This is a genomic window from Ferroacidibacillus organovorans (assembly GCF_001516615.1).
Classification (GTDB): domain Bacteria; phylum Bacillota; class Bacilli; order Alicyclobacillales; family SLC66; genus Ferroacidibacillus; species Ferroacidibacillus ferrooxidans_B.
Genome location: NZ_LPVJ01000011.1, coordinates 60303 through 74651 on the forward strand (window position 1 = coordinate 60303; position 14349 = coordinate 74651).

Genomic DNA, 14349 nt, shown 5'->3' on the forward strand with positions numbered 1-14349 from the left:
TCTCTAGACGCGCAGAAAACGGTTCATCAGCCTACCGATAAGCGGTAGGTGGACGAGTTCATCCAGTGTCGACGCCTTGAGAAAAATCGTCGCCAGGAGATAAATTGGCGCCCCGAGCGCGAGCCCGACGAGCAGGATCGTGAGTGCCAGCAAACGTGAGTGATCGAGTGTCAGCGCGTGGGCAACCATATAGCCTACACGCTCCACGCCGTACAACCACACGCCAAAGACAAGCGTTGCGAGAAAGGGCCTGACGCTCAGTTTCACGTAGGAGATACGCTGCAAAGAGATGCGGCGAATCAGCGCCATATTAAGCCATGAGGACAGAGCGTACTCGGCGATGCTCGCATAGGCGGCGCCTACAATTCCATACAGCGGGATGAGCGTGAGGTTTAAACCGAGTTTTAGGATTGCGCCAGCCGCCATGTGAACGACAGGACGATAGAATGCATTGTATCCCTGCAGGATATAGGTTGTAACCAATTCCAGTCCTGAGAGAACGACGATGATGGAGGTGGCTTTTATCAGTGTGACACCGTCCGTCCCGCGAAACAGCGCAATGTCAATTGGGCGCGCCATCATAAAGAGTACGGCGCACGCGGGCAATGCGATGAGTGTTGTCATGTGGAGTGCCTGGTGCAGACGCGTACGCGTCAGTGCGGGGTTGCGCAGTGTGACGCTCTCTGAGATGGCGGGCAGCGCGGATGTGCCGATCGCCGTTGCGAACGAGAGGGGTAGCTGGATTAAACGGAGCGCCTCGCCTGAGTAAACACCGTATTGTGAAAACGCGTTTACAAGCGTGGCGCCGCTTGCGACGAGTACGCGAGGAACGGTCCATCCGTCGATCGATTGTGAGATCGGCAAGACAAGTGTTCCCAGTGTGATCGGCAGGGACATCGCAAAGAGATCGCGCAAGACGGAGCGCGCGCGCAGTGTCGATTTTTTGAGGTGGGGTAGGCGGCGGAGGGTTTCCCTGCGCATTTTTTTTACGGATTGCAAAAGCAACATAAATCCTGCAATTGCGCCGGCTGTCGCGCCAAACGTGGCGATCGCGGCGGTCGCGGAAGGACCTGCCCCCATCTTTACGGCGATGATAAGCGCCACAAGAACGACAATGACGCGCGTGATCTGCTCGACGACTTGCGATGCGCCGGATGGCTTCAGTCGAAAATTTCCTTGGAGGTAGCCGCGTTGCGCGCTCATCAGAGGCAGTAACAGGAGCGCTGGCGCGAGTGCGCGAATCGCAGGAATGGCGGCGATGCGCATGGCGTCTCCCGGAACCGAGAGCCCGACGAGGTAGGGACCGGCAAACCACATGATGAGAAATGCGGGGATGCCAAGGAGCATCAGAAAGCGGCCCACAATGCTGAACATGTGGCTGGCTTCACGAAGCTTTCCTTGTGCGACAAAGTCGCTGATCGATTTTGACAAAGCGAGCGGGAAACCGGCTGTCGATAGGGTGATCATGACCGTATAGAGAGGATAGACAAGTTGATATAATCCGAGCGCGTAATTGCCGATCAGGTTTTGCATCGGGACGATCAGCGCGATTCCAAGCATTCGGGAAATGAAGACGGCGCTTACCATGGATGACGCTCCGCGGCGAAATTTCGTTTCATCCGAATCGGGCCTCATCCATGTTCCTCCTAAAACGCATGATCACCTCAGTATACCACAGCTTGTACTTCAACCTTTGTGGCACTCCTCCTCTTTGCTTCATAGGGTATAGGCGATAGCCACCCGTACCCTCGTATAAATGGGTCGCTAGAGAGGTATACTGGTTGATAGACCTCAGACGAGGAGTCGGCGCATGATGGAAGAAGAACAACGCTGTTTGATTTGCGAAGCGCGCGTCCGTGAAGGGATCGTTCTGCTTGGACACACGATCTGCGCAGATTGTGAGCAGGAGATGATTCACACGGAAGTAGACGATGAGTTGTACGCTTATTTTGTCGAGAGGCTGCGTACCTTGTGGTTTGAATTGACGCTGCGCACGGAGACAGGGACGCCATGATGCGCCTGTCTGACTCTACGCTGAAACGAAGTGATCCTGCACACTGTGGCAGGATTTTTTCTTGTTCAGGGCGAATGATAGGGGTATGAACACGTACGGAGACAAGAGTCAATTGCGCATGCCGATTGTAGAGGCACTGCTTCAGCACATGGGAGCGGAGCGCATGAGTGCGCACGTGCCAGGCCACAAATCGGGCAAAAGGCTTGATCCGCTGATGGATGCGCTGGCAGGCCAAGCCTATTTACTTGATTTTACGGAACTTCCTGGTTTGGATGATTTGCATCGCCCCGCTGGAGCGATTGCTGAGGCGCAGCGCCTGGCGGCGCTTGCGTTTGGCGCGGATGACACCTATTTTTTAGTCGGCGGCAGTACAGCCGGGAACCTGGCGTCGCTCTTATCCGTCTTAGAGGTGGGGGATGTTGCGCTCGTCGCGCGGCACGCCCATCAATCCGTGTGGAACGGTCTCGCCCTCGCCCGCGCGCAGGGTGTAATCATTGAACAGGAACAAGACGACGTGACGACGCTTTGCGATGTAAAGAGGGCGCTTGCGCAATATCCGAACGCCCGGCTGATTGTGCTCACGAGTCCGAACTATGACGGCGTGACATCTGCTGTGGAGGCGATCGCGCACACCGCGCACGGGCGCGGGTGTCTTTTGATGGTGGATGAGGCGCACGGCGCACATTTTGGGTTTTCGCCCGCCGTGCCGCGTTCTGCGCTCCAGATGGGCGCGGATCTTGTCGTTCAAAGCACGCATAAGATGTTGACATCCCTTACACAAACGGGAATGTTGCACCTGAAAGGAACGCGCGTCTCAAGGCATCGCGTGCAGGCGATGTTGCGCGTCGTTCAGTCCTCGTCTCCATCCTATCTGTTGCTGGCGTCGCTTGATGCGGCGCGCAAATGGGTGATGGAAGAGGGAAGCGCGCAGATCGGGCACATGGCAGGCGAGCTTCAAGATGCTATGTCCCTGTTGAACAAAGAGTTTGCTACGATCGTTCAGGGGGAAGGGGGGGGAACGCGCGATCCCTTTAAGTGGCAGGTGATTGCAGATTCGTTTCACTGCACAAGTCTTGAATTGCGACAAGCATTGGAGCGGGAATTTGGAATTTACCCTGAGAAACACGACGCGTCGCATGTCTTGTTGGCATGGTCACCCGCCAGTGCGCAGCGCGATGTGGAGCGCGTGGTAAAGGCGCTGCTTACGCTGCGAAAACGTGCGCGCACAGATGTCCCCCCATCGTCTGCGGTGTGTCGCATCTACGAAGCGGTCGGTGCGGTTCTTCATGAGGCCATCGTGCCATATCCGCCGGGGATTCCTCTTCTTTTTGCGGGGGATTGTCTGACAGAGGATGTGGCGCGTGCGGTCGAACGGTTGTGGCGGGCTGGGGTCGTGATCGACGGCATCCACGCAGCGGACGGCCGGGTCTTTTCAATTCAGGAGGTGCGCGCGTGAGCGGGCGAGGGTGGTTTATCACGTTTGAAGGCATTGACGGCGCGGGGAAATCGACGCAGGTTGATCGATTGTGTAACAGACTGCGCGCATGGGATGTGCGTGTGACCTGCACGCGTGAACCGGGTGGGACGCCGATTGGTGACCGCATTCGCGGGCTCTTGCTTGATCCGTCGAGTTCTATGCAGCTTGTTACAGAAGCGTACCTGTATGCAGCATCGCGCGCGGAACACGTGCGGTCTGTGATTCGACCAAGATTGACGGATGGGGAACTGGTGATTAGCGATCGCTTCGTTGAGGCGAGCATGGCGTACCAGGCAGAAGGGGAATTGACGGTTGATCATATTGCGAGGCTTAATGAGATCGCGCTGGATGGTCTGGAACCAGACTTGACGGTTCTGATTGATCTGCCGGTTGCGCGTGCCCGCGAGCGGCTGACGCGGACAGGAAATGCCGCAGACCGACTTGAGCGGCGTGATGATCTTTACTTTGAACGAGTTCGTAGCAGACTGTTGCAGATTGCTGCAGATCACCCAGATCGCGTTATGGTTTTTGACGGCGAGATGGACCCTGCTGAACTTCATGAAGCGATCTGGCAACAAGTGAAAGCACGCGTCGAAATCATCCGGGAGGAGCGATGAAAGATGCAACTGATCTACGCCATTGTTCAAGATAAAGATGTGCAGCGACTGAACGACCAACTCGTAAAAGCGGGTGTTCGAGCGACGAAGTTGGCGTCGACAGGTGGATTTTTACGCGCGGGAAACACCACATTTCTCATCGGAGTGGAAAACGATCAGGTTGACCGCGTGCTGGAACTGATTCGGCAGAGTTGCCGTGCACGCGAGCAATTGGTGACGCCACTTTCGCCTCTTGGCAATCAGGTGGAATCTTACGTGTCCTACCCTGTATCCGTACAGGTGGGTGGCGCGACGGTATTTGTGGTGCCTGTTGACCGGTTCGAGCAGTTTTAGGCGGGTGGGGGATCCATGAAGATTGAAACCCGATCGGGGCGCACTCTGCGCATGCCGTCAGCGCGCCCCGGCGACGCAGTGGAGCGGGTGACGGCGCGCGAGGATCCTTTCATGATGAAACTCGCGCAAGAAGAGGAGCGCAAAGCGCGCGAAGTGTGGGAGCGTCTATTGGCGGATGTAGAATCCCGTGGGCGCGTCTTTGTGGATCACCCGTCTGTCGCGACGTGTGCAGCCTACCGTGACGCGATGAGAGCGCTTGTGCGCCACGGCGTTTCAAACGCCCTGCGCCTGCGCACACAAATCATTCACGACACGCGCGGACGCCAGCAGGTGCACGCGGTGGTTGAACAAATTGACCAAGCGCTTGTAGAATTGATGGAAAAGGCGCTTGGGCAAAACCTCACGCGAATTGAGATTTTGACGCGCGTGGATGAGTTGCGCGGATTGGTGATCAGTCTCGCACTCTAGCAAGGGGCGTTTTTTCAGCGACCGCTTGTGAGAGCATCGCGCTGTGAAGGGAATCTTCAGATGGACCAGGATGATTTTTTACAGACACTGCAGGCTGCGCGAATGCAAGGCAAATTGCATCACGCCTATCTTCTCACGCAGAATTCAGAGCAGGCATTGCGTGAAACGGCGCAAAAGGCGATGGCAACGCTCACGTGTGAGCGCGGAGTGATCGCGGGGTGCGAAGAGTGCGCTGAGTGCATAAGGCGTGTTTCAGAAAACCTCCCTTATGTAACGTGGCTTGAGCCGGATGGCAGTTCACTTAAAATCGCCCAAATGAGAAACGCCATGCAGAGGGATCAGACTAAACTGCCTGCCGGTGCGCTGGCGCTTGTCTTCTTTGAACAGGCGCAGCGAATGACCGTTGAAGCGGCTAATTCAATTTTAAAGTGGATCGAGGAGCCTCACGCACAGCGTGTTTTTTTTCTGCTTACAACATCGCCTTATGCACTCCTGCCAACCATTCGTTCACGTTGTGTGTTGATTCGCCTCAGCGATTCACTGCAGAATCAAGAGGGGCCGTCCAGTGAGCGGTTTGCGGAGCTTGAAGCGGCAGTGCTAGAATTAGTTGAACTGTGCAAAACCAAACCGCATCGCGCATGGCATTTTGCAAATGACCGCGTGGCAAAACTCCGGATAAAACCAGAGGAAATGCCCGTTTTTTTTGATCGAGTGACTGCCTCATTTCGCGCGTTGTCTCGCGAGCAAACGCAGAATCATCCAGTGTTATTGGCAGGGGGGGATCTTACGACAGGGGCGACCCATGGCGCCGATGGCCTTCGCCGCGCACGCTCCTACGCGCAGTGTGCATTGCTTTTTTCTCACGCGCGCAGGCGTTTGTCCCACCATGTCAATGGAATTTCACTTTTGGAAGTGACGCTCATGGATGTAGCTGACGTTCTTCGCAGGTGAAGACGGCGGTCTATGTCAAAAGGAGGTTCCTGTGGATCAACAACGCATCGCCGTGAGGGTTCAACTCTTGCAAGAGCGCATCGAACAATTGCAGAGTGAGCTTCAGGAACTTTTACTTGTCGTACATGATTTGGCTACTGAGAATCAACGACTGTCACTAGAAAATGCCCATCTTCACGAGCGCGCAAGAATATACATTGATAAGCAGCCTGCGATCGAAGGTGAGGCCATGCACTATCTGCGCCAGCTCTATGAAGAGGGTTTCCACATCTGCAATGTGAATTACGGTTCACTGCGAAAGGGCGATTGTCTATTCTGTCTGCAAGGATTAGAACGCGCGTGACCGTTTTGGACGACGAATAAAGATCAGTGAGGATGGGTCATGGAGAATAGCATGCCGGGCGTACTCTATGTGGTTCCAACGCCAATTGGCAATTTGGAAGATATGACGTTGCGCGGGCTGCGTATACTGCGTGAGGTCGATTTTATCGCGGCTGAAGACACAAGGCATACCCGCAAGTTGCTTTCGCACTTTGAGATTGCGCCAGACGAACTCTTTTCCTACCATCAACACAATGTGAAAGGCTCCTCTGAGCAAATTGTGGCGCGGTTGCGGGAAGGAAAATCGGGGGCGCTCGTCTCAGATGCAGGTATGCCTGGAATCTCTGATCCTGGGGCAGAAATGATCCGTGCGTTGCTTCGCGAGTCGCTTCCGTTCATCGTTTTGCCAGGCGCCAGTGCGAGTTTGACGGCGCTTGTGGGTTCTGGTCTGGAGACAGGGAACTTTCGCTTTGGCGGGTTTTTTCCGCGCGAGAAAAAAGAACAGGAACTGCTTGTCGAGCATTTGCGCAACGACGGCGCAACGACGATCTTTTATGAATCACCGCACCGCATTCGCGCGACCCTTCAAGTATTGTACGAAGGCGTGGGTAATCGCCGGTTTGTCCTTGCGCGCGAACTGACAAAGCTTCATGAGCGATATGTGCGGGGACTGCTTGGCGATGCGCAAAGACTTTTGTCTGAGGACGATGAACGCGGCGAGATTGTATTGCTGCTTGAGGGCTGCCAAGAGAAGGATGGGACTGACGAAGAGCGCCTTACAGAAGACCAGATCAGGTATCGCGTAGGGCGACTCGCGGCGGCAGGCATTCCCGCAAAAGAGGCGATGCGAATGGTGGCAAAGGAGGCGGGACTGTCGCGGCGCGAGGTGTATCAGGCACTTCTCAACGATGCTGGCGATGAACCCTGAATCCTTGATCTCTCTTTAACGTGTTCGCGTTGAGCCGTCGACTAAAGGTGAAAGAATCCCCTTGTGTCTTGTCGCACAACCTTTATAAGAGCGCCGCTTTGCAGGCGTCATACATGAAAGCTGCACTCGCGGCGCTTATAAGACACAAAGGACACGGTTATGCCTTTTGCATTTCGGCAATGCATGAGGGACAGATATTTTTTCCGCGAAAATGCACGATGTTGTCGGCCTGACCACAAAAAATGCACGCCGGCTCGTACTTTTTTAAAACGATGCGGTCGCTGTCAACATAAATCTCTAATGCGTCTTTTTCGGCGATTCCGAGCGTTCTTCGCAACTCGATCGGAATGACCACACGGCCAAGTTCATCAACTTTTCTGACGATACCAGTGGATTTCATCATGTGAAATCCTCCTCCCCCGAATCGTCTAACCCCAAAAACATAACGGCGTTTCACAGAATTGCCGCTCCACACGCAAACCGCTTGGATTCGTTGTAGAGAGTCGGTCATCTTCTATAAAACGCGGATTATTTTTATCTATAAGAACGTCATTTTGGCAGAATGTGGTGTGACACATTGGCCAACCATTCTGCAAAAGGCTCACTAACTAGTAAAACTCTACCATACAGAGACGAATCTGCGCAAGATCGCGTTTTGCGCAGAAATGGATAAATAAGGCGCCAAATTCAGCACGCAGGCCGTGCATCATGCATAGATTGCCCTGATTGCGTCGAATCAAGCAGGGGGTCGTGATCTTGTCATTGATTGCAACATGGCTTGGCTTCGCGTGTGTTGATTCCTGTACCGCTCTTGTCTCATATGTGAAGAACCAGGCGTTCCCCCATCCACTCGGAGAGGCGGAGGAGCGGGACTGTCTGCTGCGCATTGGGCGCGGCGAAGAGGACGCATACCATAAACTGGTGGAACATAATTTGCGTCTTGTTGCATTTATCGCAAAGAAATTTCGCGATTCTGGTGTCGATGAGGATGACATGATTTCGCTTGGGACAATCGGATTGATCAAAGCAGTCAAAAGTTTTCGGCCGGATGCGGGCACGAAATTCGCAACGTATGCAGCGCGATGCATTGAAAATGAAAATTCAATGCCATTATGTGTGCGGAAATCGATGGAAGGCATCGAGCATGAACTATTTTCGCAGATTTTTCGCAGATGCGATTGATATATATTACGAATTGATTACAAGAAAATCTATCGATATCTGTATAGAAACCTCATTGACAAAGATTATGAAACTCACGTATGCTCCGTTTATGAAAAGGATTTCATGAATTTTCATCACGAGTGAGCGGGGGTGAATCGTCGCGAAAATTACGATACGAATGGTCGCTGAGCATGCGGGCGTTTCTGTTCCAACCGTGTCTCGCGTATTGAATTCGCCAGAACGCGTTCGCGAGGAAACCAAACAAAAGGTTCTTGATGTGGTTCGCACGCTCGGGTTCTATCCAAATGAGAATGCCCGGCGGTTGCGAACGCAAGAGGTTCAGGCGATTGGTGTGATTGTCCCGCAAATTCGAGATTTCTTTTTTAGTGAGATTTATAAAGGCATGTCTGAGGCGGCTGAGACTGCGGGCGTGCAGATCTTTCTTCACGACGCGCTACAGCGCCAAGAGCGTCTGTATGAGGGCTTTCCGCTTTTAAAAAGCAAAGGGTGTAACGGGATTATCCTTGTGAGCGCTTACGTGTCTCGTGATTTTGAAACGTTGATCAGCAGGGCGGGCATTCCGGTGGTTCTTGCGCTTACCGAGAGTGAGACAGGAGCGATTCCTGCGTTTAAGGTGGATGATGTTCAGGCGTCCTTCGACGCCGTTGCGCACCTGATTACGAGAGGGCATCGAAGGATCGGGATCATTTCCGGACCGGATGAAGATCCGACGGCGGGGCGTAACCGGTTACAGGGCTACCAAGCTGCATTGCGGCACTACGACATTCCACTTGACCCATCGTTGATTGCGTATGGTGCATTCCGCTTTGAACACGGTTACGAGGGTATGAGTCAGCTCCTTTTGCGACAGGGAGACGAACCGCTCACCGCCGTATACGCAGTGAGCGACGAGATGGCCGTGGGCGCTGCGCGCTGTCTGTATGACAGGGGAATGCGTGTGCCAGAGGATGTCTCAGTTGTCGGGTTTGACAACATACGACTGGCGAGCCTTGTGACGCCGACGCTTACGACGGTGGCTCAGCCGTTCGAAGAGATTGGTTCTGAAGCGGTTGTGACGCTTCTTGATATGATTCGCAAGAACTCCACCGAACAGCAAAAAGGAACGCGCTATCTGCCGCATCGAATTGTGACGCGCGAGTCGACACGTTTTTACGCCTACGATTCATCGTAGGCAGCGGTGTGCGCACTGCAGAGATCAATCATAAAAGGGGGAACTTTGTTTTTATGAAAAAATCCATCAAGGCTGGTTTTGCGGTTTTGACCGCGAGCGCATTGTCGCTCTCAGGACTCGCAGTACAATCATCGTTTGCGGCCGTCAAACACACCGCCGCCCCGGTTACGATTGTCTGGTACGCGGGAACGATTTCTGGAAATGGTCTGCGCGCTGACGTGATCAGTCACTTTGAAAAGCTGTATCCAAACATTCACGTCAAAGTGGTCGCAGAACCGAACAACACAGACACGACGCGCGCGCAGCTCATCTCACAGATTTCGGGCGGCGCGACATCACCGGATGTCTATCTCGGCGACGTGATCTGGCCAGGCCAGTTCGGCTCGATGCACCTCGCGCTTCCTCTGAACAAATATTTGCCGAAGTCGTTCTTCAACCAATTTGCACCGGGCCTGATCGCAGGCGCGTCTTATAAGGGCAACGTGTACGGCTCGCCGTGGTTCCAAGACAGCGGCTTCCTGTACTACCGAAAAGACCTGCTCGCGAAATACCACCTCCCTGTCCCGAAAACGTGGGAAAAGCTTCAGCAAGAAGCGAAATTCCTCCTGAACAAAAAAGCGGTCAAGTACGGATTTGTCTGGCAGGGCGCTTCTTATGAAGGGTTGACCTGTGACTGGATGGAGTATCTGACGGATGCGGGCGGTCACGTGTTCAACGCCAAAGGCCAACCAGTGATGGATTCTCCTGCGGCACTCCACGCGCTCAACTTCATGCGCGGCCTGATCACCTCGGGTGTCTCGCCAAGAGCGGTCACGACCTTTACGGAGCCAAACACGATGAACCTGTTCAACGCGGGTCAGGCGGCGTTCCTTCGCAACTGGGATTACGCGTACACCAACTCGCAAACGAAAGGTCAGTCCAGCGTTATCGGCAAAGTCGGTGTGGCTCCACTGCCGACATTCGCAGGACACGGCACGGCGGGTTACGCGACAATCGGTGGATGGGATAACTACATCAACCCACACACAAAGCATCTTGCACAAGACTTGTTGTTTGTGAAATATCTGGCGAGTGTCCAGGGTGAGACGATTCTCGCGACAAAGGCTTCGGAGATTCCGACGAACAACGCGGTTCAGCACAATCCGGCGGTGCGCAGACTAAACCCTGTGCTCTCGATTGTCGCAGAACAGCACCTGATCGCGCGTCCAAGCCAGTCACCTTCGTACGCAAAAGTGTCGCAGGCGATTTACACGAACATCAACGCGGCGCTGTCTGGCCAGATGAGCACGGCGAACGCGCTGAAACAGGCGAATAGCCAGTTGGCATCTGCACAAAGCTCCTCGTCGCTCTAAGATCGGCGCTTGTGAGCGTCCGAGACGAGTCGAAAGGTTGACCCGGCGGCGTGCTGGAAGACCGTGTTTGTGCACTCGACAAAATCGCACACAAATAGAGTAAATGAAGCGAGGGGCAGAGGGTTTCGCTCTGCCCCTCAAGTGTTTCGCGCAGAGCGTTTAATGAGGTAAGGAGGCGTTAGTGTGCGGGTTAGTCGGCTGGAACGCAAGTATGCACTCGCAGGATACGCCATGTTGGCGCCTGCGCTTTTAATCATCGCACTCGTGACGATCTTTCCCATCGGGTATTCGGTGTGGATGAGTCTTAACAACATTTCTTCGACGTATTCAGGGTTCCAATTTTCCTTTGCGGGCTTTAGCAACTATGTCACCGTGTTTCACGCGCCGATCTTTTGGCAGTCTCTACTATTTACAGTCATGTATGCGGCGGTGACAGTCGTCGTTGAAATGGTGCTCGGACTTTTGGTCGCCCTCGCACTCAATCAACCGATTCGCGGGAGGGGCGTCGCGATTGCCGTCATGTTGGTGCCGTGGACACTCATTACGGTCATTTCTGCACAAATGTGGGGCTATATCTACAATGGAATCTACGGTGTCTTAAATGCGGTGCTCATGAGTCTTCATATCATCAATTCACAGGTGCTGTGGTTGGGCGCGCCAACGTCCGCCACAATTTCCATCATGATTGCGGACATTTGGAAAACGACGCCGTTTGTAACCATGATCTTGCTGGCAGGACTCCAGTTGATTCCGAGCGATCTTTACGAATCGGCAAAGATTGACGGCGCGACGGGGTGGCGCAGTTTTTGGCACGTCACATTCCCGCTGCTTCGGCCAAGCCTTGGCCTTGCGGCGCTGTTTCGCATTCTTCAAGCGTTTGGATTGTTCGATCTGCCGTTCGTATTGACAAACGGCGGCCCAGGAACGAGCACGGAACCTATTGCGATGCTCGCCTACAAGGCGATTTTCAACGATGGCAACTTTGGAACAGGGACTGCCGTTGCGGTATCCACCGTCGGCATCGTCATTCTTCTCGCGCTGCTTTCTTTAAAAGCGCTGCGTACACAGGTTGGTGAGATCGATTGAATAAAAACATTCAGCGCTTGCGCAAGTCGATTGGCTACATCGTTTTGGTCACCATGCTTTTGATCATTATCGCGCCCTTCTTTTGGATGGTGGATACCTCCTTCAAAACGAATCTGGACATCGGCAATTTCCCTCCGAGCTTTCTTCCGCATCCATTTACGTTCAGCCACTATACGCGCGCGTTCTCAAAATACGGGTTTGGGGTTTACTTCAGAAACAGCGTTGTCGTCTCTGTGGTTGCAACCATTGTCGTATTGATTGTCGCATCTCTCGCGAGCTATTCGATCGCGCGGTTGCCGATTCGCGGGAAAGCGCCGCTCATGGTTTTCCTGTTGGCAATCTCGACCTTTCCGGAGGTTGCCGTGATTTCGCCGCTTTTTATCATCATGCAGCGGATCGGATGGCTCAATAGCTATCAATCGCTGATTGTTCCCTATGTCGCATTCAACCTGCCGTTTGCGATTTGGGTGATGCGCACGTATTTTGCCGGAATTCCCAAAGAGCTTGACGAGGCGGCGCGCGTCGATGGCGCCGGCATCATGACGACGGTGTTTCGCGTCATTCTCCCCGTTGCAACGCCGGGGCTTTTCACGGGTGGCGTCTTCACGTTTGTCGCGTGCTGGACTGAGTTTCTGTTTGCGCTCGTCTTTAACAGCAGCCAACAATTTCGGACGATTCCTGTGGGGATCGCGCTCTTTTCCGGACAGTTCACCATTCCGTATGGCACCATCTTTGCAGGCTCCACTGTGGCGGTGCTCCCGATTGTGATCCTCGTGTTGATCTTTCAAAAATGGGTGGTTGCAGGACTCACGGCGGGCGCCGTCAAAGGGTGAGGGACAGGCAGTTGCGTGTGGCATTTCCTATCTCTCACCAAGTGTTGATCATGAGCGCGCGGTTTACGGGATCAAGGCGAATCTCCCGGATGACCGCGCGTATGACTGCTTGTCGCACGTCGTCTGGCACTGCATCCCTTGATAGTGCCAGAAACTGCTCTATCTTTAACGTGTCGCCAAAGACCTTTGCGCCTTCAGTGCACTCGTTTGGCGCGGCGCAGTCCATCTCCTCATTTTCAAGCGCCGCCAACTGTTCCTGCAGAGCGCGCTTGCGCGCGCCAAGCTTTTTGGCGTGAGTGACCCATTCACGGTCCTCGCAGGCAGGATCCTCAAGAAAGTGAACCATTCGCGTATAAGCGGTGTCGATCCGCATAAGTTCTGCGCGAAGTGACTCGCGCAAGAGCGATCGCGCGTCTTCTTCTTTTTGCGCGCGGTGATCACGCAAAGTATCTATAACCTTTGCAGGTTCAAGCCATGCTTTGATCGCCCACCAGACGGCATCGTCGATGCGGTCACAGCGCAGGGACAGGCCGCAACCAGGGGTTTTTGCACCTTCTGTGTGTTTGCGGTCGGTGTACGTATACACGCGTTTTCCCCACTGTGTCGCGTGATGTCCTGTCAATGTATTTCCACACTGCGCACAGCGCAAGAGCCCACTCAGAAGATAGGTGTGGCGGCGCAGCTTTGCGCCCGCCTGACGCTTGGACACGGCCAGCTTTGCTTGGGCGAGTTCAAACACCGCGCGCGATATGATGGGAGGGACGTCAATTTTGATCCACTCTTCAAACGGTCGCGACTGTACGGAAAAAGGTTCATCCTTCGCGTGTGAGCGTTTGCCCTCCGCATTCCACCGATTTTGATAAAATAATCCAATATACGTTTGATTCATCAGAATCTGGCGCACGACTTGGCGATGAAACTGCGGGGCGCCGCGTTTTGTCGGGATTCCGCGGTCGTTTAAAAAGCGCGCGATACCGTTGATGCCCTGCACTTCGCGTGTGGGTGATGTGAACAGGGAAAAAATGAGCCTGACGACGGCAGCCTCCCGCTCCTCGATCACAAGTGCCGAAGCCGCGCGATCATAGCGATATCCATAGATGGAAAAATCGCGTAGCACACGGCCCTGTTTTGCCTTTTCGCGCCTTCCGCGCGCCATCCGCTCGTTGATCTTCGCCTTTTCAAACTGGCTGATGGCGCCGCGCATTTGATAGAAGAGTTGTCCTTCTGGCGTATTCTGATAGGCGCCGTTTACAAAGCGCAGTGTCACGCGTTTTTCCCACTCGTCAGACAGCAGCAATTGGTTCATCAATTTTCGTGAGAGGCGGTCTGGATCGAGACAGATCACCTCGTCGATTTCGCCGTTGAGAATCGCCTTGCGCAGCGCTGTGAGTGCCGGTCGATCGAGGGTTTCTCCAGAGACACCTTCATCGACGTACTCGCGTGCGGGCGCGCTACCCGCGAGGGTTCGGCAACTTCTCAGTTGATCGTTCAGACTGAACCCATTTTTCGCTTGATCCTCGGTCGAGACGCGCGCGTAGATCGCAATCATGGGAAGCCCGCTCCCTTTCTGTCATAAACGATAGGATGATCTGGTAGGCGCTCTCTCGTGCACG

General features: G+C 54.1%; 16 protein-coding genes. 13 read left to right on the forward strand and 3 right to left on the reverse strand.

The genetic code is table 11. The features are described 5' to 3' along the window. Positions 1-3 precede the first annotated feature (3 nt). Complete coding sequence (locus ATW55_RS04930; protein ID WP_067713329.1) at positions 4-1635, reverse strand: putative polysaccharide biosynthesis protein; 1632 nt, start codon at positions 1633-1635, stop codon at positions 4-6. A 178-nt stretch (positions 1636-1813) separates the two neighbouring features. Here ATW55_RS04930 and ATW55_RS04935 point away from each other — a divergent pair, with 178 nt between their 5' ends. The 8 genes from ATW55_RS04935 (at position 1814) to rsmI (ending at position 7109) form a co-directional block, all read left to right on the forward strand. Further along, the gene (locus tag ATW55_RS04935) at positions 1814-2014 is read left to right on the forward strand and encodes a sigma factor G inhibitor Gin (protein ID WP_160327165.1); all 201 of its coding nucleotides are present in this window, start codon (positions 1814-1816) and stop codon (positions 2012-2014) included. Between the two features lie 85 nt (positions 2015-2099). Continuing rightward, on the forward strand, positions 2100-3470 hold the full coding sequence (locus ATW55_RS04940; protein WP_067713335.1) for an aminotransferase class I/II-fold pyridoxal phosphate-dependent enzyme: 1371 nt from the start codon (positions 2100-2102) through the stop codon (positions 3468-3470). Beyond that, a complete protein-coding gene (tmk, locus tag ATW55_RS04945) occupies positions 3467-4108 on the forward strand; it encodes a dTMP kinase (protein ID WP_067713339.1) in 642 nt (213 codons plus the stop codon). Before ATW55_RS04940 ends, tmk begins: the two co-directional genes overlap by 4 nt. A gap of 3 nt (positions 4109-4111) precedes the next feature. Continuing rightward, positions 4112-4441, forward strand: a complete 330-nt coding sequence (locus tag ATW55_RS04950) for a cyclic-di-AMP receptor (RefSeq protein ID WP_067563960.1) — start codon at positions 4112-4114, stop codon at positions 4439-4441. A gap of 15 nt (positions 4442-4456) precedes the next feature. Then, a complete protein-coding gene (locus tag ATW55_RS04955) occupies positions 4457-4909 on the forward strand; it encodes a YaaR family protein (protein WP_067713343.1) in 453 nt (150 codons plus the stop codon). Between the two features lie 60 nt (positions 4910-4969). Next, on the forward strand, positions 4970-5860 hold the full coding sequence (locus tag ATW55_RS04960; protein WP_067713346.1) for a hypothetical protein: 891 nt from the start codon (positions 4970-4972) through the stop codon (positions 5858-5860). A 31-nt stretch (positions 5861-5891) separates the two neighbouring features. Beyond that, the gene (locus tag ATW55_RS04965) at positions 5892-6203 is read left to right on the forward strand and encodes an initiation control protein YabA (RefSeq protein WP_067713348.1); all 312 of its coding nucleotides are present in this window, start codon (positions 5892-5894) and stop codon (positions 6201-6203) included. Positions 6204-6242: 39 nt separating this feature from the next. Next, complete coding sequence (gene rsmI, locus ATW55_RS04970) at positions 6243-7109, forward strand: 16S rRNA (cytidine(1402)-2'-O)-methyltransferase (protein ID WP_082685557.1); 867 nt, start codon at positions 6243-6245, stop codon at positions 7107-7109. Between the two features lie 157 nt (positions 7110-7266). On the opposite strand, the gene ATW55_RS04975 is transcribed toward rsmI, so the two are convergent. Then, entirely contained in the window at positions 7267-7512 is a 246-nt protein-coding gene (locus tag ATW55_RS04975; protein ID WP_067713354.1) for an AbrB/MazE/SpoVT family DNA-binding domain-containing protein, read from the reverse strand. Between the two features lie 353 nt (positions 7513-7865). Between ATW55_RS04975 and ATW55_RS04980 the strand changes: the two genes are divergently transcribed. The 5 genes from ATW55_RS04980 to ATW55_RS05000 all read left to right on the forward strand — a co-directional run bounded on the left by ATW55_RS04980 (position 7866) and on the right by ATW55_RS05000 (position 12736). After that, complete coding sequence (locus tag ATW55_RS04980) at positions 7866-8291, forward strand: sigma-70 family RNA polymerase sigma factor (RefSeq protein ID WP_067713357.1); 426 nt, start codon at positions 7866-7868, stop codon at positions 8289-8291. A gap of 160 nt (positions 8292-8451) precedes the next feature. Continuing rightward, positions 8452-9465: a LacI family DNA-binding transcriptional regulator gene (locus tag ATW55_RS04985; protein WP_067713360.1), complete on the forward strand. Its 1014-nt coding sequence runs from the start codon at positions 8452-8454 to the stop codon at positions 9463-9465. A 53-nt stretch (positions 9466-9518) separates the two neighbouring features. Then, positions 9519-10817, forward strand: a complete 1299-nt coding sequence (locus ATW55_RS04990) for an ABC transporter substrate-binding protein (protein ID WP_067713364.1) — start codon at positions 9519-9521, stop codon at positions 10815-10817. A gap of 183 nt (positions 10818-11000) precedes the next feature. After that, positions 11001-11903, forward strand: coding sequence for a carbohydrate ABC transporter permease (locus tag ATW55_RS04995; RefSeq protein WP_235587003.1), 903 nt, complete (start codon positions 11001-11003; stop codon positions 11901-11903). After that, positions 11900-12736, forward strand: a complete 837-nt coding sequence (locus ATW55_RS05000; RefSeq protein ID WP_235587004.1) for a carbohydrate ABC transporter permease — start codon at positions 11900-11902, stop codon at positions 12734-12736. Before ATW55_RS04995 ends, ATW55_RS05000 begins: the two co-directional genes overlap by 4 nt. A gap of 34 nt (positions 12737-12770) precedes the next feature. Here the strand turns inward: ATW55_RS05000 and ATW55_RS05005 are convergent, their stop codons facing one another. Beyond that, positions 12771-14285: a recombinase family protein gene (locus tag ATW55_RS05005; protein WP_067713367.1), complete on the reverse strand. Its 1515-nt coding sequence runs from the start codon at positions 14283-14285 to the stop codon at positions 12771-12773. Between the last annotated feature and the right edge of the window lie 64 nt (positions 14286-14349).

What these genes read in the sequence shown, in the direction of transcription:
- ATW55_RS04990 (WP_067713364.1), top strand. Translation starts at nt 9,519, where the DNA reads ATGAAAAAATCCATCAAGGCTGGTTTTGCGGTTTTGACCGCGAGCGCA.
- ATW55_RS04940 (WP_067713335.1), top strand. Translation starts at nt 2,100, where the DNA reads ATGAACACGTACGGAGACAAGAGTCAATTGCGCATGCCGATTGTAGAG.
- ATW55_RS05005 (WP_067713367.1), bottom strand. Translation starts at nt 14,285, where the DNA reads ATGATTGCGATCTACGCGCGCGTCTCGACCGAGGATCAAGCGAAAAAT.
- ATW55_RS04985 (WP_067713360.1), top strand. Translation starts at nt 8,452, where the DNA reads ATGGTCGCTGAGCATGCGGGCGTTTCTGTTCCAACCGTGTCTCGCGTA.
- rsmI (WP_082685557.1), top strand. Translation starts at nt 6,243, where the DNA reads ATGGAGAATAGCATGCCGGGCGTACTCTATGTGGTTCCAACGCCAATT.
- ATW55_RS04950 (WP_067563960.1), top strand. Translation starts at nt 4,112, where the DNA reads ATGCAACTGATCTACGCCATTGTTCAAGATAAAGATGTGCAGCGACTG.
- ATW55_RS04955 (WP_067713343.1), top strand. Translation starts at nt 4,457, where the DNA reads ATGAAGATTGAAACCCGATCGGGGCGCACTCTGCGCATGCCGTCAGCG.
- ATW55_RS04930 (WP_067713329.1), bottom strand. Translation starts at nt 1,635, where the DNA reads ATGAGGCCCGATTCGGATGAAACGAAATTTCGCCGCGGAGCGTCATCC.
- ATW55_RS04935 (WP_160327165.1), top strand. Translation starts at nt 1,814, where the DNA reads ATGGAAGAAGAACAACGCTGTTTGATTTGCGAAGCGCGCGTCCGTGAA.
- ATW55_RS04975 (WP_067713354.1), bottom strand. Translation starts at nt 7,512, where the DNA reads ATGATGAAATCCACTGGTATCGTCAGAAAAGTTGATGAACTTGGCCGT.
- ATW55_RS04960 (WP_067713346.1), top strand. Translation starts at nt 4,970, where the DNA reads ATGGACCAGGATGATTTTTTACAGACACTGCAGGCTGCGCGAATGCAA.